This window comes from Streptomyces sp. NBC_01233 (assembly GCF_035989305.1).
In the GTDB taxonomy this organism is placed as follows: domain Bacteria; phylum Actinomycetota; class Actinomycetes; order Streptomycetales; family Streptomycetaceae; genus Streptomyces.
This window is the reverse complement of sequence record NZ_CP108514.1, coordinates 7450560-7469982: the sequence shown is the minus strand read 5'-3', so window position 1 is coordinate 7469982 and position 19423 is coordinate 7450560. Positions and strand designations below refer to the sequence as shown.

Annotated in this window: 16 protein-coding genes; 7 read left to right on the top strand and 9 right to left on the bottom strand. The window is 71.1% G+C overall.

The window, feature by feature from the left end; genetic code table 11:
- Window positions 1-35: 35 nt before the first annotated feature.
- Window positions 36-2252, top strand: a complete 2217-nt coding sequence (locus OG332_RS34975; protein ID WP_327417201.1) for a terpene synthase family protein — start codon at window positions 36-38, stop codon at window positions 2250-2252.
- Window positions 2253-2322: 70 nt separating this feature from the next.
- On the opposite strand, the gene OG332_RS34970 is transcribed toward OG332_RS34975, so the two are convergent.
- Window positions 2323-3558, bottom strand: coding sequence for a GNAT family N-acetyltransferase (locus OG332_RS34970; RefSeq protein WP_327417200.1), 1236 nt, complete (start codon window positions 3556-3558; stop codon window positions 2323-2325).
- A gap of 206 nt (window positions 3559-3764) precedes the next feature.
- Here OG332_RS34970 and OG332_RS34965 point away from each other — a divergent pair, with 206 nt between their 5' ends.
- Window positions 3765-4016, top strand: a complete 252-nt coding sequence (locus tag OG332_RS34965; protein WP_327417199.1) for a hypothetical protein — start codon at window positions 3765-3767, stop codon at window positions 4014-4016.
- Window positions 4017-4021: 5 nt separating this feature from the next.
- Window positions 4022-4489 (top strand): OsmC family protein, encoded by a 468-nt coding sequence (locus OG332_RS34960; protein WP_327417198.1) that lies wholly within the window; start codon window positions 4022-4024, stop codon window positions 4487-4489.
- A gap of 44 nt (window positions 4490-4533) precedes the next feature.
- Here OG332_RS34960 and OG332_RS34955 read toward each other — a convergent pair whose 3' ends face one another.
- The 6 genes from OG332_RS34955 to OG332_RS34930 form a co-directional block, all read right to left on the bottom strand.
- The gene (locus tag OG332_RS34955; RefSeq protein WP_327417197.1) at window positions 4534-5787 is read right to left on the bottom strand and encodes a YncE family protein; all 1254 of its coding nucleotides are present in this window, start codon (window positions 5785-5787) and stop codon (window positions 4534-4536) included.
- Between the two features lie 149 nt (window positions 5788-5936).
- Window positions 5937-7088 carry an XdhC family protein gene (locus OG332_RS34950; RefSeq protein WP_327417196.1) on the bottom strand — a complete coding sequence of 384 codons (1152 nt, stop codon included), beginning with the start codon at window positions 7086-7088 and terminating at the stop codon, window positions 5937-5939.
- 82 nt (window positions 7089-7170) lie between these two features.
- Window positions 7171-8634, bottom strand: coding sequence for an NCS2 family permease (locus tag OG332_RS34945; protein WP_327417195.1), 1464 nt, complete (start codon window positions 8632-8634; stop codon window positions 7171-7173).
- 325 nt (window positions 8635-8959) lie between these two features.
- Window positions 8960-11362: a xanthine dehydrogenase subunit D gene (gene pucD / locus OG332_RS34940; protein ID WP_327417194.1), complete on the bottom strand. Its 2403-nt coding sequence runs from the start codon at window positions 11360-11362 to the stop codon at window positions 8960-8962.
- 2 nt (window positions 11363-11364) lie between these two features.
- On the bottom strand, window positions 11365-11970 hold the full coding sequence (locus tag OG332_RS34935; protein WP_327417193.1) for a (2Fe-2S)-binding protein: 606 nt from the start codon (window positions 11968-11970) through the stop codon (window positions 11365-11367).
- Between the two features lie 2 nt (window positions 11971-11972).
- Entirely contained in the window at window positions 11973-12869 is an 897-nt protein-coding gene (locus OG332_RS34930) for an FAD binding domain-containing protein (protein ID WP_327417192.1), read from the bottom strand.
- Between the two features lie 254 nt (window positions 12870-13123).
- On the opposite strand from OG332_RS34930, the gene OG332_RS34925 reads away from it, so the two are divergent.
- On the top strand, window positions 13124-14803 hold the full coding sequence (locus OG332_RS34925; RefSeq protein ID WP_327417191.1) for a PucR family transcriptional regulator: 1680 nt from the start codon (window positions 13124-13126) through the stop codon (window positions 14801-14803).
- Between the two features lie 167 nt (window positions 14804-14970).
- On the top strand, window positions 14971-15771 hold the full coding sequence (locus tag OG332_RS34920) for a hypothetical protein (RefSeq protein ID WP_327417190.1): 801 nt from the start codon (window positions 14971-14973) through the stop codon (window positions 15769-15771).
- A 209-nt stretch (window positions 15772-15980) separates the two neighbouring features.
- Here the strand turns inward: OG332_RS34920 and OG332_RS34915 are convergent, their stop codons facing one another.
- Window positions 15981-16643 carry a GntR family transcriptional regulator gene (locus OG332_RS34915; RefSeq protein ID WP_327417189.1) on the bottom strand — a complete coding sequence of 221 codons (663 nt, stop codon included), beginning with the start codon at window positions 16641-16643 and terminating at the stop codon, window positions 15981-15983.
- A 105-nt stretch (window positions 16644-16748) separates the two neighbouring features.
- Here OG332_RS34915 and OG332_RS34910 point away from each other — a divergent pair, with 105 nt between their 5' ends.
- A complete protein-coding gene (locus OG332_RS34910) occupies window positions 16749-17624 on the top strand; it encodes a (2Fe-2S)-binding protein (RefSeq protein WP_327417188.1) in 876 nt (291 codons plus the stop codon).
- 224 nt (window positions 17625-17848) lie between these two features.
- Window positions 17849-18907 carry a DUF2637 domain-containing protein gene (locus OG332_RS34905; protein ID WP_327417187.1) on the top strand — a complete coding sequence of 353 codons (1059 nt, stop codon included), beginning with the start codon at window positions 17849-17851 and terminating at the stop codon, window positions 18905-18907.
- A gap of 39 nt (window positions 18908-18946) precedes the next feature.
- Here the strand turns inward: OG332_RS34905 and OG332_RS34900 are convergent, their stop codons facing one another.
- On the bottom strand, window positions 18947-19339 hold the full coding sequence (locus OG332_RS34900; RefSeq protein ID WP_442816393.1) for an ATP-binding protein: 393 nt from the start codon (window positions 19337-19339) through the stop codon (window positions 18947-18949).
- Window positions 19340-19423: the final 84 nt, after the last annotated feature.

Below are 19423 nucleotides of genomic sequence, written 5' to 3'. Positions count from 1 at the left end.
GCCCCCGCACCCATGGACGAAAGGCCCACCCCGTCGTGACGCAGCCGTTTCAACTGCCGGATTTCTATGTGCCCTATCCGGCACGACTGAACCCACACCTGGAGGACGCGAGGATCCACACCAAGCGGTGGGCGCGCGACCTCGGGATGCTGGAGGGTTCCGGCGTCTGGGGGGAGAGCGATCTCGACTCGCACGACTACGCGCTGCTCTGCTCGTACACCCACCCCGACTGCGACAGCGAGGCGCTGTCCCTCGTCACCGACTGGTACGTCTGGGTGTTCTTCTTCGACGACCACTTCCTGGAGATGTTCAAGCGCTCGCAGGACCGGGCCGGCGCCAAGGAGTACCTCGACAGGCTGGCCGCCTTCATGCCGATGGACCTGGCCGGCGGCTTCCCCGCGCCGACCAACCCGGTCGAGGCGGGCCTCGCGGATCTGTGGGCGCGGACCGTCCCCGCGATGTCCAAGGACTGGCGGGAACGGTTCTCCTTGTCCACGAAGAACCTCCTCGACGAGTCGATGTGGGAGCTCGCCAACATCAACATCGGCCGGGTGGCGAACCCCCTCGAGTACATCGAGATGCGCCGCAAGGTGGGCGGCGCCCCCTGGTCGGCCGGCCTGATCGAATACGTCGCCGCCGAAGTTCCGGCGCGCGTCGCGCACTCGCGCGCGCTCGGCGTCCTGCGCGACGCCTTCTCCGACGCCGTCCACATCCGCAACGACCTCTTCTCCTACCAGCGCGAGGTCGCCGACGAGGGCGAACTGTCCAACGCCGTGCTCGTGTTGGAGACCTTCCTCGGCTGCACCACCCAGGAGGCCGCCGAGGTCTCCAACGATCTGCTCACCTCCCGCCTGCACCAGTTCGAGCAGACCGCGCTCGCCGAACTCCCCCAGCTCTTCGCCGACCACGCGATGAACCCGGCGGAGATCGCGGCCGTCCTCGCCTACGCCAAGGGCCTGCAGGACTGGCAGTCCGGCGGCCACGAATGGCACATGGTCTCCAGCCGCTACATGAACAAGGAGGCCAGGGCCACCGCACCGGTCACCCTGCCCTTCCTCCCCTCCGGGCTCGGCACCACCGCGCTCGACCTGAGGTCCGTCTTCACGAAGCGCTCGGCCGACCTGCGCCGCCGCTCCTTCACCCACGTCCCCTTCGAGCGCACCGGACCGTCCGTGATCCCGGACATCTACATGCCGTTCGCGCTCTCCCTCAGCCCTCACCTGGACCACGCCCGAGAGGGATCGGTCGACTGGGCCCGGCGCATGGGCCTCCTGGAACCGCAGCCCGGCGACCCCGGCTCCGCCATCTGGACCGAACAGAAGCTGCGGGGCTACGACTTCGCGCTCTGCTCGGCCGGCATCGACCCGGACGCCGCGCCCGAGGCGCTGCTCCTCAACGCCTGCTGGCTGACCTGGGGAACGTACGGGGACGACTACTACCCGGTGGTCTTCGGCCAGGCCAAGAACCTCACGGCCGCCAAGGCGACGACCGCGCGGCTGGTCGCGATGATCCCGGTCGACCACGCCGAACAGCCGCCGCCGGCGACGGCGATGGAGCGCGCGCTCGCCGACCTGTGGGTCCGCACGAGCCGGAGCATGAACCGGGCCGTCCGCGCCGAGTTCCGGGCGACGCTCGTCAGCATGCTGGAGAGCTGGGTGTGGGAGATGGAGAACCAGATCCAGAACCGCATCCCGGACCCGGTCGACTACGCCGAGATGCGCCGGCACACCTTCGGCTCGAACCTCACGATGTACCTGTGCCGGCTGGGCCAGGCGGGCCGCGGCATCCCCGAGGAGATCTACGCCTCCGGGACCATCCGGTCCCTGGAGAACGCGGCGGCCGACACGGCGTGCCTGTTGAACGACATCTTCTCCTACCAGAAGGAGGTGGAGTTCGAGGGCGAGGTACACAACCACGTCCTGGTCACCCGAAACTTCTTCGACATCGGCTACCCGGAGGCGCTGCACATCTGCCACTCGCTGATGACCCAGCGCACGGAGGAGTTCGAGCACATCGTCGCGAACCAGCTGCCGCTGCTCTACGACGACTGGAAGCTGGACGCCGACGCCCGGGCCGGGCTCGACGCGTACGTCGGCGAGCTCCGGGACTGGCTCTCCGGAATCCTCAACTGGCACCGGAAATGTCGGCGATACCGCGAGGAGGACCTGCACCGGGCGGGCACCGCTCTGTCCACCGGCGTCTGGAGCTCCGGCTTCGGCATGTCGGCCGCCCGGATCTCCCTGCCGGCTTGAGGGCCGGCGTGAACCGAGCCGGCGTGAACCGAGCCGGCCCGATCCCCGCCGGCCCGATCCCCGCCGGCCCTCAGAACTCGTCGCTCGTGTGCGGCAGTACGGGCGTGCACAGGGCCGCGTCCAGCGCGGCGGCCGCGCCGGGCGTGTGCTCCCGTACCAGCCCGGCCGCGACGAGTTCGGCGACCCGGGTCCCGCCCAGGTAGCAGGCGGCCAGCTCCCTTACGTCCATGGCCAGGTCGGCGGCGGCGTCCGCATGCTCGTACGCCGCCCGGCCCGGCCCCGCGTCGAGCCGGAACCGCCCGGTGTTGCCGTGCAGCCGTACGTCGTGCACCTCCAGCACCACGTCCACCGGTGCGGCCCAGGACCGCGCGGTCAGCGCCGCGCGTACGTCGACCAGGCGCAGCCAGAGCGCCGGGAATTGGGCGGTGACCCGCACCTGGTCCCGGTCGGCGGCGAAGTGCAGCAGCGGGTCGTCGGGCGGGCGCCCCCACGCGCGGACCCGGCCGGTGAGGTCGAGGGCGGCCAGGCACTCCCACAGGGCGGCGGCGACCGCCGGGGTGTCGGCCTCCAGTTCATCGACCCGGACCAGGCCCTGGGGTGCGCGGGCGGGCCCGCCGTCGGCCTCGGGCTTCGTGCGGTAGAGCACGTAGCCGGCGATCGACTCGCCGGGCTCGCCGAGGACGATGATCCGCGGCGGGCTCAGTTCCTCGTCCTGCTCGTCCTGTTCGGCCAGCCACTCCTCGCGCCAGCGCGGTGCGCTGCGGCTGGGGCGGCCGGCCCGCCGGGCGCGGGCGGACTCGTGGAAGGGCCCGATCACCGCGAGCGCCTCCTGCGGATCGACGAGCCGCAGCGGGCGCCGGTCCGGGTCGATGCGCAGGGCCAGCGGCCGGGTGGAGTCGATCTCGATGGTGACGCCGGTGGTCGCGCCGCCGTAGCCGAAGCGGCCGTAGATGGCGGCCTCGGAGGCCCACAGGGCCGCGACCGGGCTGCGCGTGGCCGCAGCGCGCTCCAGCATCTCGGTCATCAGCCCGGTGAGCACGCCGCGGCGGCGGTGGGTGGGGGCGACGCAGACGAACGTGAGCCCGGGGCAGGGCAGGTCCGCCCCGGGCACCGAGAGCCGGAAGTCGTGCGCGGCCATGAAGCCGACGAGGGCGTCCCCGTCGTAGGCGCCGATCCGCAGGCACCGCACCAGCAGCGCGTGGTGTCTCGCGCGGGCCTCCTTCTCGGGCCGGTCGTGGAAGACGAGGTACGCGAGTTCCAGAGCGCGGTCGATGTCGGCCTCGGGTACCTCATGGATGTCCACCATGATCGCGAGACTAATCGGTCATCGCAGACCGGTCATCCCATAAGGGTCAGAGAGGTTACGGGTTTCAGCCGTTCCGGCGGCCGGCTGCCCGCTGCCCGCTGCCCGCTGCCAAGGAGTGACACCTCTCCGGCTCCGAAACTCCGCGGCCTCCGAGATCACCTGTGGGTACGGTGTGCCGTCGGCCGTCACGGGGAGGGGATCAGGGCGTGATCGACGGAGAGTGGAGCGGGAACGAGCGGGCCGTCCGGGCGTTCACCCGGCTCGGCTTTCGGGAGGAGGGGCGGCGGCGGGCCGCCGTGTTGCCGGCGGGTGAGCGGTACGACGAGGTCGCGGAGGAAGCGGGCGCGGCCGTCGCTACCGCCGTACGATCCAGGTCGACGCCCGGTACCGCTCGACACCGCCACCTCCACATCCCGGACATCTGCGCCGCCCAGTCCCGTACCCGAGAGACGGAGTAGCCGCCATGGCCCGACTGCACTCCTACGCCACCCGCGTCACCTGGACCGGGAACCTCGGCACCGGCACCAGCCACTACCGTGCCTACTCGCGGGCGCACGAGGTGGCCGCCGGAGAGCTGCCGGCGATCCTCGGCAGCTCCGACCCGACCTTCCGCGGCGATGCCTCCCGATGGAACCCCGAGCAACTGCTGCTCGCCGCACTGTCCCAGTGCCACATGCTCTCCTACCTGCACTTCTGTACGATCAACGGCGTGGTGGTCACCTCGTACGTCGACGAGGCGACCGGGACGATGGCCACCGCCGGGGACAGCGGGCAGTTCACGGAGGCTGTGGTGCACCCCCGGATCACCGTCAGCGAGGAGTCGATGGTGGCTGCGGCGATCGCACTGCACGAGGAGGCCCACCGGGCCTGCTTCATCGCCAACTCGGTGAACTTCCCCGTCCGGCACGAGCCGACCGTGACGGTGGGCTGAGCGTCCGGGCAGGCCCCGGTCACGCCGTTGTCCCGCGACGGAACCTAGCGGCCGGCGGGACCGGTCCAGGAGGCCGGGACACGGCCGATCCGGACCCGCTGGGGGTGGTCGCCGACGGGGACGGAGACCCGTTTGGCGCCGGTGGCGAAGTCGATGGCCGTGACCCGGTCGGCTCCGCTCTCGGAGATCACGCAGGCCGTCCCGTCACCGTCGACGGTGGCCCAGTACGGCTTGGCGGCGGGCACGAGCGGCCCCTCGGCGAGGGTGGCGCGGTCCACGACGGTCGCGTAGTCGTCCATGGTTCCGGCGATGCACAGCTTGGCCCCGTCGGGGCTCATGGACATGCCGTGGTGGCGGGAGTCGTTGACCCAGGTGGTGCGGTCGGTGCTGGTGGCGGGGTTCTCGGGGAGGGTCTTGAGGCGGGTGATCCGGTCGGATGCCACGTCGTACTCCAGGAAGCCGTTGAAGAACGACACCTGGAAGTAGAGCTTCGACTCGTCGGGGCTGAAGGACACGGGGCGCACGGCGTCGGACAGGTCGCGGCGGCCGAAGGCGTCCAGCCGCTCCCGCATGTCGATCACCCGTACGGTCCGGAAGGTCTGCGCGTCGACCACGGTGATCTTCCGGTTGCCCTTCGTCCAGTCCAGCCAGGGCGCGTCGAGGGCGGTGTTCACCTCGCCGATGGAGCTGTTCCACAGGAAGCGGCCGTCACGGGTGAAGGTGTTCTCGTGCGGCTTGTCCCCGGTGCCGAAGGAGCCGACCTGGCGTCCGGTGGCGATGTCCAGGACGTGCACGGTGTTGGAGGTGGAGGCCGAGACGGCGATGCGGGTGCCGTCCGGGGAGACCGCCATGTGGTCGGAGCGGTAACCGGAGACGGGGAAGCGCCAGTTGATCCGCCCCGAGGTCACGTCGATGGACACGACGTCGGCGAAGCTGGGGCGGGAGACGACGACCGCGGTGCCGTCCGCGGTGGTGAACATGTCGTCGACGAACTGGTCGTGGCCCTCGCCGGCGCTCTCCCGGATGCCGAGGAAGAAGGCGAGTTTCACGGGGTTGAGGTAGATCTCGCGGAGCCGCTCCGCCTTGTCGGGGATCACGTTGATCCGGCCGACCTTGGCGAGATCGCCGGTGGAGGCGAGGACGTCGGCGGTCCCCTCCCAGTTGTTCCCGACGAAGAGCACCTCGCGCAGGCCGGCCGCAGGAGCGGCGGGGGCGGCCGCGGGGGCCGGTGCCGGTGTGACGGCGGTGAGCAGGGCGGCCGCCGCCAGGACGCCCAGGGTTCGCACACTACGCAACATCCGCTCAACTCCGTTGTGGACAGGGGATGGAGAGGGCTCCTCCGGCGAGGACACCCCCTATTACCGGCCGGTAAGATAGGGGGAACGCCAAAAGGGCGCAACCCCTACGGGTGGCGCCCTTTTCTCACCTTCGGCCGTCACTCACCCCTTCAAGCGACGGAACCGATCCTGCTGACGACGGTGTTCGCGACGTCCGGGTGGATCGGGATGTGCGCGCCGGTGAGGGCCGCACCGCTGCCGCCGCGGCGGTTCGCGACGATCTCGGCGGCGATGGACAGCGCGGTCTCCTCCGGGGAGCGGGCGCCGAGGTCCAGGCCGATCGGGGAGCGCAGCCGGGCCAGTTCGAGCTCGGTGACGCCGACGTCGCGCAGCCGCTTGTTGCGGTCCTCGTGGGTGCGGCGGGAGCCCATGGCGCCGACGTAGGCGACGGGGAGCTTGAGGGCCAGTTCGAGGAGCGGGACATCGAACTTGGCGTCGTGGGTGAGCACGCACAGGACGGTCCGGCCGTCCACTTCCGTGCTCTCGAGATAACGGTGCGGCCAGTCGACGACGATCTCGTCCGCCTCGGGGAAACGGGTCTTCGTCGCGAAGACGGGCCGGGCGTCGCACACCGTCACCCGGTAGCCGAGGAACTTTCCGATCCGCACGAGGGCGGAGGCGAAGTCGATGGCACCGAAAACGATCATCCGCGGGGGCGGGACGCTGGATTCGACCAGCACCTTCAGCGGCTCTCCGCAGAGCCTGCCGTCGGCGCCGATCTCCAGCACGCCGGTCTTGCCGGCGTCGAGCATGGCGCGGGCTTCTTCGGCGATGGTGCGGTCCAGCTCGGGGTGTCCGCCGAAGCCGCCCTCGTGGGCGCCGTCGGTACGGACGAAGACGGCGCGGCCCATGAGCTCGGCCGGGCCCTCGGCTATCCGGGCCACGGCCGCGGCCTCACCGCGGGCCGCGGCGGCCAGGCCGGCCGCGAACACCTCCCGTACGGGAGAGCCCACAGGGACCGGGGTGACGAGGATGTCGATGATTCCGCCGCAGGTCAGACCCACGGCGAAGGCATCGTCGTCGCTGTACCCGAAGCGCTCCTGGACGGTTTCGCCGTCCTCCAGCGCCTGCCGGCACAGCTCGTACACCGCACCCTCCACGCATCCGCCGGAAACCGAGCCGATGGCCGTGCCCTCGCTGTCGACGGCGAGAGCGGCCCCGGGCTGCCGGGGCGCGCTGCCGCCGACCGCCACGACCGTGGCGACGGCGAAGTCACGTCCCTGCTCGACCCACCGGTTCAGCTCTTCGGCGATGTCCAGCATGGGGGCCTCCTCGGAGAGGTTCGTCTTCCAGTATCAGATACGTGGAGCGTGCGGTATTTCGTACGGATCAGGTCGGTCCGGGTCAGCCGACCCCGAGCCAGCCCTCGATCGGGTGGAGCGCGAAGAAGACCAGGAAGATTCCGGTCAGCGCCCACATGAAGCCGCCGATCTCACGGGCCTTGCCCTGAGCGATCTTGATGGCGACGTAGGAGATGACGCCCGCGGCGACACCGGCGGTGATCGAGTAGGTGAACGGCATGATCACGACGGTCAGGAAGACCGGGATCGAGGTCGCGCTGTCGGACCAGTCCACGTGGCGGGCGTTCTGCATCATCATCGCGCCGATGACGACCAGGGCCGCGGAGGCGACCTCACCCGGGACGATCTGCGTGATCGGGGTGAAGAAGAGGCAGGCGGCGAAGAACAGGCCGGTGACCACGGAGGCGAGGCCCGTGCGGGCGCCCTCGCCGACGCCGGTCGCGGACTCGACGAACACGGTCTGGCCGGAGCCGCCCGCGACACCACCGATGGCGCCACCGGCGCCGTCGATGAACAGGGCCTTGGACAGGCCCGGCATGCGGCCCTTGTCGTCGGCCAGCTTGGCCTCGGTTCCGACACCGATGATGGTGGCCATGGCGTCGAAGAAGCCGGCGAGCACCAGGGTGAAGACGATCATGCCGACGGTCATGTAGCCGACGTCGCCCCAGCCGCCGAAGGAGACGTCACCGAAGAGTGAGAAGTTCGGCATCGAGACCGCGGAGCCGTCGAGCTCCGGCGGACCGTTCTTCCAGGCCTTCGGGTCGATGTCGACGACGGCGTTGAGGATCGCGGCCAGGACGGTGCCACCGACGATGCCGATCAGGATCGCGCCGGGCACCTTGCGGGCCTGGAGCATGAAGATGGCGATCAGGGTGATGCAGAAGAGCAGGACGGGCCAGCCGGAGAGCTCACCGACCGCACCGAGCTGGACGGGGGGACCGAACTCCGGACCCTTGCCGACGAAACCGGCCTTGAAGAAGCCGATGAGGGCCACGAAGAGGCCGATGCCCATGGTGATGGCGTGCTTGAGCGCGAGGGGGATCGCGTTCATGATCATCTCGCGGAGGCCGGTGACGACCAGGAGACAGATCACGACGCCGTACACCACGCACATGCCCATGGCCTGCGGCCAGGTCATCTGCGGGGCGACCTGCGAGGCGAGCACGCCGGACACGGAGAGGCCGGCGGCGAGGGCCAGCGGCACCTTGCCCACGAAGCCCATGAGGAGCGTGGTGACGGCCGCGGCGAAGGCGGTGGCGGTGATGATCGCCGATCCGTCCATCACGGTGCCCGCGACGTCCTTGCCCGAGAGGAGCAGGGGGTTGAGCAGGAGGATGTACGCCATGGCCATGAAGGTCGTGATACCGCCACGGACCTCGTTGCCGACGTTCGAACCTCTATGCGTTATGTGAAAGTACCGATCGAGCCAAGAACGCCCGGCGGGATTGCGAGAGCCGTCGCCGGCCTCTTCCGCGGTGGTCTTGGTCTCCACAGACGATTGGGTCATGGTGCCTAACTCCCAAGGTTCACAGGGGCACCCGCTTGGGGATTGGAGATTGCGGGATTTGGGATGCTGCGTTTGGCTGCACGACCCGGGGTGACGGCCCGAGGCGACGCGAATGTGCACTGCGTGTACTGCGGGTAGTGCGGCGGTGACCGCTGGTACTACGTGGGGGTTTTGGCAGGGGTGCTGCCAGGTGAAGCGACCGCGAGCGGTGCGGTGCTCCGTAGGTACTCCGGACGGTGCGCTGTGAAGTGTGACGTTCCCAAATCGCACCGCCCGGAGAGTCTGAGGGGGTCCGGGGGCCTCTCGGCCCCCGGACCACGCCGTCCTAGAGGGTCCCGGTGAGGGCTTCCGGACGGATCGGCGTCTTGTTGATCTCCAGACCCGTCGCCTGCCGGATCGCCGCGATGACGGCCGGGGTCGACGAGAGGGTCGGGGCCTCGCCCATACCGCGAAGGCCGTACGGCGCCTTCGGGTCGGCGAGCTCCAGGACGTCGACCGGGATGGTCGGGGTGTCCAGGATGGTCGGGATCAGGTAGTCCGTGAAGGAGGGGTTGCGCACCTTCGCGGTCTTCGGGTCCACGATGATCTCTTCCATGATCGCCACGCCGAGGCCCTGGGTGGTACCACCCTGGATCTGGCCCACCACGGAAAGCATGTTGAGCGCCTTGCCGACGTCCTGTGCGGTCGCCAGCTCGACGACCTTGACGAGGCCGAGCTCGGTGTCCACCTCGACGACCGCGCGGTGCGCGGCGAAGGTGTACTGGACGTGGCCGTTGCCCTGGCCGGTGACCAGGTCGAAGGGCTCGGTCGCCGCGTGACGGAACTCGAGCTCGAGGTCGATGGCCTCGCCCTCGAGGACGTCGGCGATGTCCGCGAGGACCTCTCCGCCGTCGGTGACGACCTTGCCGCCTTCGAGGAGCAGCTCGGCCGTGGCCCACGCGGGGTGGTACGAGCCGTTCTTGCGGCGGCCGATCTCCAGAAGGGCCTCGCGGACGGCCTCACAGGTGTTCTTCACCGCGCCACCGGTCATGTACGTCTGCCGGGAGGCGGACGTGGAACCGGCGGAGCCGACCTGCGTGTCGGCCGGGTGGATGGTCACCTGCGTGACGCCCAGCTCGGTACGGGCGATCTGCGTGTGGACGGTGATGCCGCCCTGGCCGACCTCCGCCATGGCCGTGTGGACCATCGCGACGGGCTCGCCGTTGATGACCTCGAGCCGCACGCGGGCGGTCGAGTAGTCGTCGAAGCCCTCGGAGAAGCCGACGTTCTTGATGCCGACCGCGTAGCCGACGCCGCGGACGACGCCCTCGCCGTGAGTGGTGTTGGAGAGGCCACCGGGCAGCGCGCGGACGTCCGCGTTCTCGCCGGCGCTCTCCCACTGGCGCTCGGGCGGCAGCGGACGGGCCTTGACCCGGCGCAGCAGCTCGGCGACCGGCGCCGGGGCGTCCACGACCTGGCCGGTCGGCATGACCGTGCCCATTTCCATGGCGTTCAGCTGGCGGAACTCGACCGGGTCCATGCCCAGCTTCGCCGCGAGCTTGTCCATCTGGGCCTCGTAGGCGAAGCAGGCCTGGACGGCGCCGAAGCCGCGCATCGCGCCACAGGGCGGGTTGTTCGTGTAGAGCGCGATCGCCTCGATGTCCACGTCCTCCAGGACGTACGGACCGACCGAGAGGGAGGAGGCGTTGCCCACGACCGCCGGGGAGGCCGACGCGTACGCGCCGCCGTCCAGGACGATCTTGCACTTCATGTGCGTGAGCTTGCCGTCCTTGGTGGCGCCGTGCTCGTAGTAGAGCTTCGCCGGGTGACGGTGCACGTGGCCGAAGAAGGACTCGAACCGGTTGTAGACGATCTTGACCGGCTTGTTCGTGGCGAGGGCCAGGAGGCAGGCGTGGATCTGCATCGAGATGTCCTCGCGGCCGCCGAAGGCACCGCCGACGCCCGAGAGCGTCATGCGTACCTTCTCCGGCGGGAGGCCGAGGACCGGGGCGATCTGCTGGAGGTCCGAGTGCAGCCACTGGGTGGCGACGTACAGCTCGACACCGCCGTCCTCGGAGGGCACGGCCAGGCCGGACTCCGGGCCGAGGAAGGCCTGGTCCTGCATGCCGAAGGTGTACTCGCCCTCGACGATGACGTCGGCGCGCTTGCGGGCCTCTTCCACGTTGCCGCGGATGATCGGCTGGCGGTGCACGATGTTCGGGTGCGGGACGTGACCGATGTGGTGGTCGTCGCGGCCCTCGTGGATCAGCGGCGCGTCGGGGGCCAGGGCGGAGGCCTCGTCCGTGACGAGCGGCAGCTCACGGTAGTCGATCTTGATCTTGGCGGCCGCGCGGCGGGCGGTCTCCGGGTGGTCGGCGGCCACGAGGGCGACCGGCTCACCGTGGTGACGTACCCGGCCGTTGGCGAGGACCGGGGTGTCCTGGATCTCCAGGCCGTAGTTCTTCATCTCGGCCGGCAGGTCGTCGTACGTCAGCACCGAGTAGACGCCGGGCACGGCGAGCGCCTCGGAGATGTCGATGGAGACGATCTCGGCGTGGGCGACGGTGCTGCGCAGGGTCTGGCCCCACAGCATGTCCTCGTGCCACATGTCCGAGGAGTACGCGAACTCACCGGTGACCTTGAGGGTGCCGTCCGGGCGGAGGATGGACTCGCCGATGCCGCCCTTGTTGTGCTTCTGGGTGACGTTGGTGGGCGTACCCGCCGGAACGGTGCGCGTGTTCTGCGCCATGGTCAGACCGCCTCTCCCTGACGGGCGGCCGCGAGGCGGACCGCGTCGAGGATCTTCTCGTAGCCCGTGCAGCGGCAGAGGTTGCCGGACAGGGCCTCACGGATGTCCTGGTCGGACGGGGAGGAGTTCTCCTCCAGCAGCGCGTCAGCCTGGACCAGGAGGCCCGGGGTGCAGAAACCGCACTGGACGGCGCCGGCGTCGATGAACGCCTGCTGGATGGTGGAGAGCGGGGCGCCCTCACCGGTCTGCGAGTCGGCCGGCTTGGCCTGCCACTGCTTGGCCGCGTCCAGGGACACGCCCTTGCTGCCGCAGCCGCCGCCGGTGCCGCAGGCACCGCCGTGGCCGTGCTCGTCACGCTGCTTGGCGAACTCCGCCAGGCCCTCGACGGTCACGACGTCGCGACCCTCGACCTGACCGGCCGCGACCAGACAGGAACACACCGGCACGCCGTCGAGACGGACGGTGCAGGAACCGCACTCGCCCTGCTCACAGGCGTTCTTCGAACCGGGCAGGCCCAGGCGCTCGCGCAGGACGTAGAGAAGGGACTCGCCCTCCCACACGTCGTCGGCTTCCTGCGGACGGCCGTTGACAGTGAAATTGACGCGCATGATTACGCAGCCCCTTCAAGCGAGCGGCCGTTGCCGGTACCGCGGTACTGCTCCCAGGTCCAGACGAGCTGGCGGCGAGCCATGATGCCAACCGCGTGACGGCGGTACTTCGCCGTGCCGCGGACGTCGTCGATCGGGTTGGCCGCGCCGGAGGCGAGGTCACCGAACTGCTTGGCGATCGACGGGGTGATGACCTTGCCGGACTCCCAGAAGCCGCCCTCTTCGAGCGCGGCGGTCAGGAACTCCTCGGCGGCCTTCGCCCGGATCGGGGTCGGCGCGGCCGAACCGATGCCGGTGCGGACCGTGCGGGTCTCCGGGTGCAGTGCCAGGCCGAACGCGCAGACCGCGATGACCATCGCGTTGCGGGAGCCGACCTTGGAGTACTGCTGGGGGCCGTCCGCCTTCTTCACGTGGATGGTCTTGATGAGCTCGTCGGCGGCGAGCGCGTTGCGCTTCACGCCCGTGTAGAACTCGTCGATCGGGATCAGGCGAGAGCCGCGTACGGACTCCACCTCGACCTCGGCGCCCGCCGCGAGCAGCGCGGGGTGGGAGTCGCCGGCCGGCGAGGCGCAACCGAGGTTGCCGCCGACACCGCCGCGGTTGCGGATCTGCGGGGACGCGACCGTGTGCGAGGCGAGCGCGAGACCCGGAAGCTCCGTCCGGAGGTTCTCCATGATCTGCGTGTACGGGACGGAGGCACCCAGACGAACCACGTCCTCGCCGACCTCCCACTCCCGCAGGAGACCGATGCGGTTCAGGTCCAGGAGGTACTCCGGCCGACGGTGGTCGAAGTTGATCTCGACCATCACATCGGTGCCACCCGCAATCGGCACAGCTGTGGGGAACTCGGCCTTAGCGGCGAGCGCCTCCTCCCAGCTGGCGGGGCGAAGGAAGTCCATGTGCGGCTCTCTTCTTCTTCATCGTGTCGTTCACTTCAAGCCAGGAGGCCTACAGGCCCTCGACTGGTCGTTCACGTGCTGTTAACGCGGTGTGGACTCAGTACACCGGCCGCCTGTCCCCCGGGTGCAGTCACCGAAACCATGAAGGAGTTGGCTGACGGCCTCCCTCGTCTTGTAGATTCGTATGAAAGGCAGGATGCGACGACCTGCCCGATTTCCAACGGCAACATTCGAGACAGATCGGCGGCGACACCATGCGGCTGCGCGCACTGCTGGAAACCGAGGCGCTGGGGCTGCGGCTGCTCGGCGGCGAGGAAGAACTCGACCGGACGGTCCGCGGGGTCATGACGACCGACCTACGTGATCCCAGCCGGTACCTCTCGGGGGGTGAACTCGTCCTCACCGGCCTGGCCTGGAGACGAAATTCAGCCGACTCCGAGCCGTTCGTACGAATCCTCGCGAGCGCCGGCGTCGCCGGGCTCGCGGCGGGCGAGGCGGAGCTGGGAGCCATCCCGGATGATCTGGTCTCGGCCTGCGTGCGCAACCGGCTGCCGCTGTTCGCCGTGAACGAGGACGTTGCATTCGCCACGATCACCGAGTACGTCGTACGGCAGGTCTCGGGCGAGCGGGCCGGTGATCTCGCGGCCGTCGTGGACCGCCACCGCCGGCTCATGACGTCGGGGCCGGCCGGCGGCGGCCCCGACGTGGTGCTGGATCTGCTCACCACCGACCTCGATCTCCGGGCCTGGGTGCTGTCCCCCACGGGCCGGCAGATCGCCGGGGCGGGCGAGCCGCTGGCGCCGGGCGTGTGCGCAGCACTGGCGAGCGAGCACCTCGCGGCGGTCCGGACGGGCCGTAGGGGACCGCACCGGATCTCCATCCAGGGTATTACCTACTCGCTCTTCCCGATCAGGGGACACGGCCGCGGCGCGGCCGGCCCGGCGGCCCGGGACGTGCGCGAGACCGTGCTGTCGGACTGGCTGCTGGCCGTCGAGGCGGACGCCGGCGACTGGCCCGCCGAGCGGCTGGACCTCCTCCAGGGCGTCACCCAGCTGATCGCCGTGGAGCGGGACCGGCGCGACGCGGCCCGTACGGTGCGCCGCCGCCTCGCGCAGGAGGTCCTGGAGCTGGTCCAGACGGGTGCAGCGCCCGCCGAGATCGCCGCCCGTCTGCGGGTGGCGGCCCCGGTGCTGCTGCCCGGGCTGGGCGCCGCCCCGCACTGGCAGGTCGTCGTGGCCCGGGTGGACTGGGAGGGCGGGGACATCCCCGGCGGCCCGGTGGCCCAGTCGCTGCTGGAGGAGATCCTCGTCGACCCGTCGGTCTCGGGGCCGGAGCCCTCCGACCGGATCGCGGTGGCCCATGCGGGTGACGAGGCCATCGCGCTCGTACCGCTGCCCTCGCTGTCCGGGGACGCCGGGGAGGACAAGGGCCCGGACTCGGCCCTGCACGCCGACGAGCTCCTCGCGGCCGTACGGGACCCCCTGGCGGCCGGTCTGGACGGCGACGGCCGGATCACACTGGGCGTCAGCGCGGCCGTGCACTCCGCCGAGGGGCTGCGCGGGGCGCTGGAGGAGGCCCGGCACGCCCGCCGGGTGGCCGCGGCGCGCCCCGGCCGGGTCTGCGCGGCCGGCCACCACGAGCTGGCCTCGCACGTGCTGCTGCTGCCGTTCGTCCCGGACGACGTCCGCCGCGCCTTCACGGCCCGGCTGCTGGACCCGCTGCGGGACTACGACCGGCGCCACCGCGCGGAGCTCATCCCGACCCTGGAGGCCTTCCTGGACTGCGACGGTTCGTGGACCCGCTGCGCGACGCGGCTGCACCTGCACGTCAACACGCTGCGCTACCGGGTCGGGCGAATCGAGCAGTTGACGGGGCGGGACCTGTCCCGGCTGGAGGACAAGCTCGACTTCTTCCTGGCACTGCGCATGAGCTGAGAAGATCCGTCCCGCGGCCGGAGGGGTCCGACCTGCGGGACGGCTGATGATCCGTCCGGACTTTGTGAAAGAGTTCACCCGACCCCTTGGCCGATGCCGCCGATCCGTGCTCTCATTTCGCCCCAGGGCTCAACGATGTGCTGCTTGGTTGCTTTGGGGAGGGCAATGTGGCGGATACCGCCATGTCGGGTGCCGGAACAACGGGAGGGGACGACCCCCTCCAGCGGGCGATATGGCGGCTGCGCTCGCGCGGCTGTTGGACCGACGCGGCGGCGCTGCTGACGCCGCACCTCGCCGATGCGGGTGCCGCGGTCCAGCGCACCGCGCTGCTGGTCGAGCGGTGCCTGTTCACCGGCCAGGGCTGGGCCGAGGCCGAGGACGCGCTGCGGGTCGCCGAGGCGGTGGCGCAGGACGACGACGACCGGGGCGCGGCCGCCTGCGAACGGGGCCAGCTGGCGTACGCCGCGACCGTGCTCGGCGTGCGCGACCGGGCCGACGAGGCCCGCTCCGCACTGGGCCGGGCCGCGGCCCTGCTGTCCCCGGGTTCCCGGACCCGCCCGCTGCTGGACTTCCGCCGCGGCCTGGTCGCCGAGCACCTGGCGGACGCCCCGCAGTCGGCCCGGCCGGCGTACCACCGGGCGCACGCGGGCGCGGAGGCGCACGGGGACACCCTGCTGCTGTCGTTCACGTGGCGGCACCTGGCCGCGCTGTCCCTGCGGGACGGCGAGGTGGCCGAGGCCCGCAAGGGCTTCGCGGAGTCCCTGCGGATCCGGGAGGACCTGGGCTTCCTGATCGGCACGGCCCCCGCGCTGGCCGCGCTGGCCGAGGCCGAGCCGGAACCGGAGGCCGCCCGCCTGCGCGCGGAGGCCCGCCGCCTGCTCCACCTCCTGGGCGGCATCCCCACCTGGCTGGCCGACCAACTCCAGCCGACCCCGACCCCGTCGCCTGCCCCGTCGCCTGCGGCGTAGCTCCCCGTACCTGCAGGGCGCTCCGCGCCCCCGCCTCAAGCGCCGGCGGGGCTGGAGAATCCAGCCCCGCCGGCGTTTGAGGCGATCTTTCAGCCCCTCCGGCGCTTGAGGAGCGGGGTACGGGGCGGAGCCCCGGAGCTTTGAGCCGCGCCGGCGATCGAGGCGCGGGCACGGAGCGTCGTAAGGGGTATGGGGCGGAGCCCCGGAGGTCAGGAGCCGGCGAAGTGTTCGCGGACGAGGGACTCGACCACCGGGAGGTCGCGCGCGATCAGCGCCTCCAGCAGCGCCGAGTGCTCCGCCGCGTCGGCGACGAGATCCGCCCGCCGAACCCGCGGAGCGCCCGGCAGGGGCCACTGCGCCCGCCGGTGGAGCTCCTCCGCCACCTGCACCAGCTGCGCGTTGCCGGCCAGCCTCAGCACCGCCCGGTGGAAGGCCCGGTCCGCCTCCGCGTAGCCCGGCAGATCACCCGCCGCGGCCGCCTCCGCCGTGGCGGCGGCCTCCGGGCGCAGGGCCTCCCAGGTCTCCGCGGGCACCGTGCGGGCCAGCCGGAGCATGACGGGGACTTCGAGCAGCGCCCGGACCTCGGCCAGCTCGGCCCGTTCCCGCGGGGTGCGCGACAGGACGCGGAAGCCCCGGTTCGGCAGGCATTCCACCGCCCCCTCGACCGCCAGCTGCTGCATCGCCTCGCGCACGGGGGTCGCGGAGACCCCGAAGCGTTCTCCGAGGGCGGGGCCCGAGTAGATCTCCCCGGGTACCAGCTCACCGTCGATCAGCGCCGCGCGCAGGGCGTCGAGGATCTGCCCGCGCACCGAATGGCGCAGTACCTTCCGAGTTTTTTGTGCCGGTATCCGGGCTCGGTCCGTGTCGTGCACTCGGTCCTCCTCCGGGTCTCGACCTGACCTGAGGATACGGCCTCGCCGAGATCGGATAAGGTAAGGCTAACCTGTTAACGATCGTGCGATTCGGTGGTCCACCCCATGGCCGTCACTGTCGTGACCCCTGCCCTGCACGTCCCGTCCGCCCCGGCCGGCTCTCCGGTGACGGACGCGTACGCACGCCTGGCCGAGGTCTACGGCGGACTGAGGGTCGACGAGCGGGCCGCGCACGAACCCGTCCCGCGCGGTGTGGGATGGGTCGGCGCGGACGAGCTCGCGGCGGGCGGACCGGCCCTGGACGCCTTCCTCGCCTGGGACGACGCCCAGGTGTTGAGGGACTACGGGACCCAGGCCCGCCCCGATGTGATCGCGAGCTTCGGGCTGCACCGGTACGCGTGGCCGGCCTGCCTGCTGATCACCCTCCCGTGGTTCCTGGACCGGCGGGTCCCGTACCTCCCGGTCGCCGGGGTGGCCTTCCACCGGACCCTCGGCCGGATGGCCGTGCACGTCGAGGGCTTCGCCTGCCTGCCGGACGATCCGGCGGCCGTTCTCCCCGGGGCCCGTGTCGTGCCCGACGAGGAGGCGCTGCGCGGTGAGGTGCGGGCTGCGGTGGCCCAGCACCTCGGGCCCGTGCTGGAAGGTTTCGGCCCGCGCATGCGGCGCGGCCGCCGGGCCCTGTGGGGCATGGTGACCGACGAGGTCGTCGAGAGCCTCTGGTACATCGGCGACCTGTTCGGCGAGGAGCGCCGGGCGATGGCCGAGCTGGAGGCACTGCTGCCCGGCTCCACCGCCCCGTACACCGGGGGCGCGGGATTCCGTACGCTCACGGGTCCCGACGGCCGCGGGCTGCCCACCCGGGACCGGGCCAGCTGCTGCTTCTTCTACACGATCCGGCCCGATGACACCTGCGTCACGTGTCCCCGGACCTGCGACGCGGACCGCGTCGCCCGGCTCACGGCCGACGCCGTCGACTACTGAGCGTGATCCCGGCACTAACCCACCCGTAGGGGTGACCGTAATCGAACACAACTCGGTCCATGCGGCCGCCAGTTCGAGCTACAACACCCTATCCGGCGGGCCCCGCCCCCCGAAGGCGTCCACTTGCCCCGAAACCCGCGTGCACGGCTCACCGGCTACGCCACTATGGCGCCCGGAAAGCCGCACGGCCGCATGGACGCATACGCGAGGCAAGGGACATCCGCATGAGACTGACCGACATATCGCTGGACTGGCTGCTGCCCGGCAGCCTGCTGATCCTGGGCGTACTTGCGGCAGTTGCGGTACTCGCCCGTGGCAAGCGCGAGAGCGAGAAGGCCGCGGCCGACGACAGCTGGGAGCGCAGCGAGGAACGGCGGCGGCGCAAGGAAGCCGTCTACGGGTCGGCCTCGTACGTCCTGCTCTTCTGCTGCGCGGCCGTCGCCGCAGCGCTGTCCTTCCACGGTCTCGTCGGCTTCGGCCGGCAGAACCTCAACCTCTCCGGGGGCTGGGAGTACCTGGTTCCCTTCGGCCTCGACGGCGCCGCCATGTTCTGCTCGGTGCTCGCCGTCCGCGAGGCCAGCCACGGCGACGCGGCCCTCGGTTCCCGCATACTGGTCTGGCTGTTCGCGGGCGCGGCCGCGTGGTTCAACTGGGTGCACGCCCCGCGCGGCCTGGGTCACGACGGGGCCCCGCAGTTCTTCGCCGGGATGTCGCTCTCGGCGGCCGTGCTCTTCGACCGCGCCCTCAAGCAGACCCGCCGGGCGGCGCTGCGCGAACAGGGCCTGATCCCGCGGCCGTTGCCGCAGATCCGGATGGTGCGCTGGCTGCGCGCGCCCCGGGAGACCTTCGGCGCCTGGTCGCTCATGCTGCTGGAGGGGGTCCGCACCCTCGACGAGGCCGTGGACGAGGTGCGCGAGGACAAGAAGGAGAAGGAGCAGGACCGGCACCGCAGGCGGGAGCAGCACCGCCTGGACCGCGCGCACATCAGGGCGCTCGGCCGCCAGCACCGGGCCTTCGGCCGCGCCCGCGGCCGCCAGGTCGAGCTGCCCGAACTGACGCAGGGAGCGGGCTCCGCGCCGGTCGGCGCGGAGCCGGCCATACCGGAAACGGGACAACTGCCCCCGCGCCGCCGGCCCTCCCTGCAGGCCGTGAACGGAACCGAATCCTTTGACGTGACCGGCGCCCGGACGGTGGACCTCACCGCCGAGGACGACACCCAGACCATTCCCCGGCTGGACTCGCTGGAGCGCAAACTGAAGGACCTGGAGCAGCAGTTCGGCTGACAGGTCCCGATCGGGGAAGACCTCCGAGGGCCCGCCCCATCAGGCGGGCCCTCCCTCGTACGGCGCGTCGTGGCGCCCGTCCAGCTCGAACCACACCACCTTGCCGCTGCCGAGGGCCAGCGCGTCCACCCCCCAGTCGTCGGCGAGCGCCTGCACCAGCACGAGTCCCCGGCCGTGCGTACCGTCGTCGGCGGTCGGTACGTACGGCCGGGGCCTGCGTGCGGCGTAGTCCCGGACCTCCACCCGTAACCGTGTGACGGCGAGACTCGCGGACACCTCCGCGCCCCGGCCGGTGTGGACGAGGGCGTTGGTGACGAGCTCGGTGATCAGCAGCTCGGCCACCTCGGCCGCATCGGTCCGGCACCGGTGGTGCATCAACTCCCTCAGGGCCCGGCGGACTTCGCCCACCGCCTTCAGGTCGGCCCGGCGCACGCTCCGGGTGATCCGCAGCGTGTCCACCGCTCCCCCGTCCTCACCGGCGGACGGTTCGCGCGGCACCGGCCCGCCTCTCCGCCA

Excerpts from the sequence above, each read along its gene's own strand:
- OG332_RS34910 (WP_327417188.1), top strand. The coding sequence starts at position 16,749 with ATGGCCGTCACTGTCGTGACCCCTGCCCTGCACGTCCCGTCCGCCCCG.
- OG332_RS34960 (WP_327417198.1), top strand. The coding sequence starts at position 4,022 with ATGGCCCGACTGCACTCCTACGCCACCCGCGTCACCTGGACCGGGAAC.
- OG332_RS34935 (WP_327417193.1), bottom strand. The coding sequence starts at position 11,970 with ATGCGCGTCAATTTCACTGTCAACGGCCGTCCGCAGGAAGCCGACGAC.
- OG332_RS34930 (WP_327417192.1), bottom strand. The coding sequence starts at position 12,869 with ATGGACTTCCTTCGCCCCGCCAGCTGGGAGGAGGCGCTCGCCGCTAAG.
- pucD (WP_327417194.1), bottom strand. The coding sequence starts at position 11,362 with ATGGCGCAGAACACGCGCACCGTTCCGGCGGGTACGCCCACCAACGTC.
- OG332_RS34945 (WP_327417195.1), bottom strand. The coding sequence starts at position 8,634 with ATGACCCAATCGTCTGTGGAGACCAAGACCACCGCGGAAGAGGCCGGC.
- OG332_RS34925 (WP_327417191.1), top strand. The coding sequence starts at position 13,124 with ATGCGGCTGCGCGCACTGCTGGAAACCGAGGCGCTGGGGCTGCGGCTG.
- OG332_RS34970 (WP_327417200.1), bottom strand. The coding sequence starts at position 3,558 with ATGGTGGACATCCATGAGGTACCCGAGGCCGACATCGACCGCGCTCTG.
- OG332_RS34905 (WP_327417187.1), top strand. The coding sequence starts at position 17,849 with ATGAGACTGACCGACATATCGCTGGACTGGCTGCTGCCCGGCAGCCTG.
- OG332_RS34955 (WP_327417197.1), bottom strand. The coding sequence starts at position 5,787 with ATGTTGCGTAGTGTGCGAACCCTGGGCGTCCTGGCGGCGGCCGCCCTG.
- OG332_RS34950 (WP_327417196.1), bottom strand. The coding sequence starts at position 7,088 with ATGCTGGACATCGCCGAAGAGCTGAACCGGTGGGTCGAGCAGGGACGT.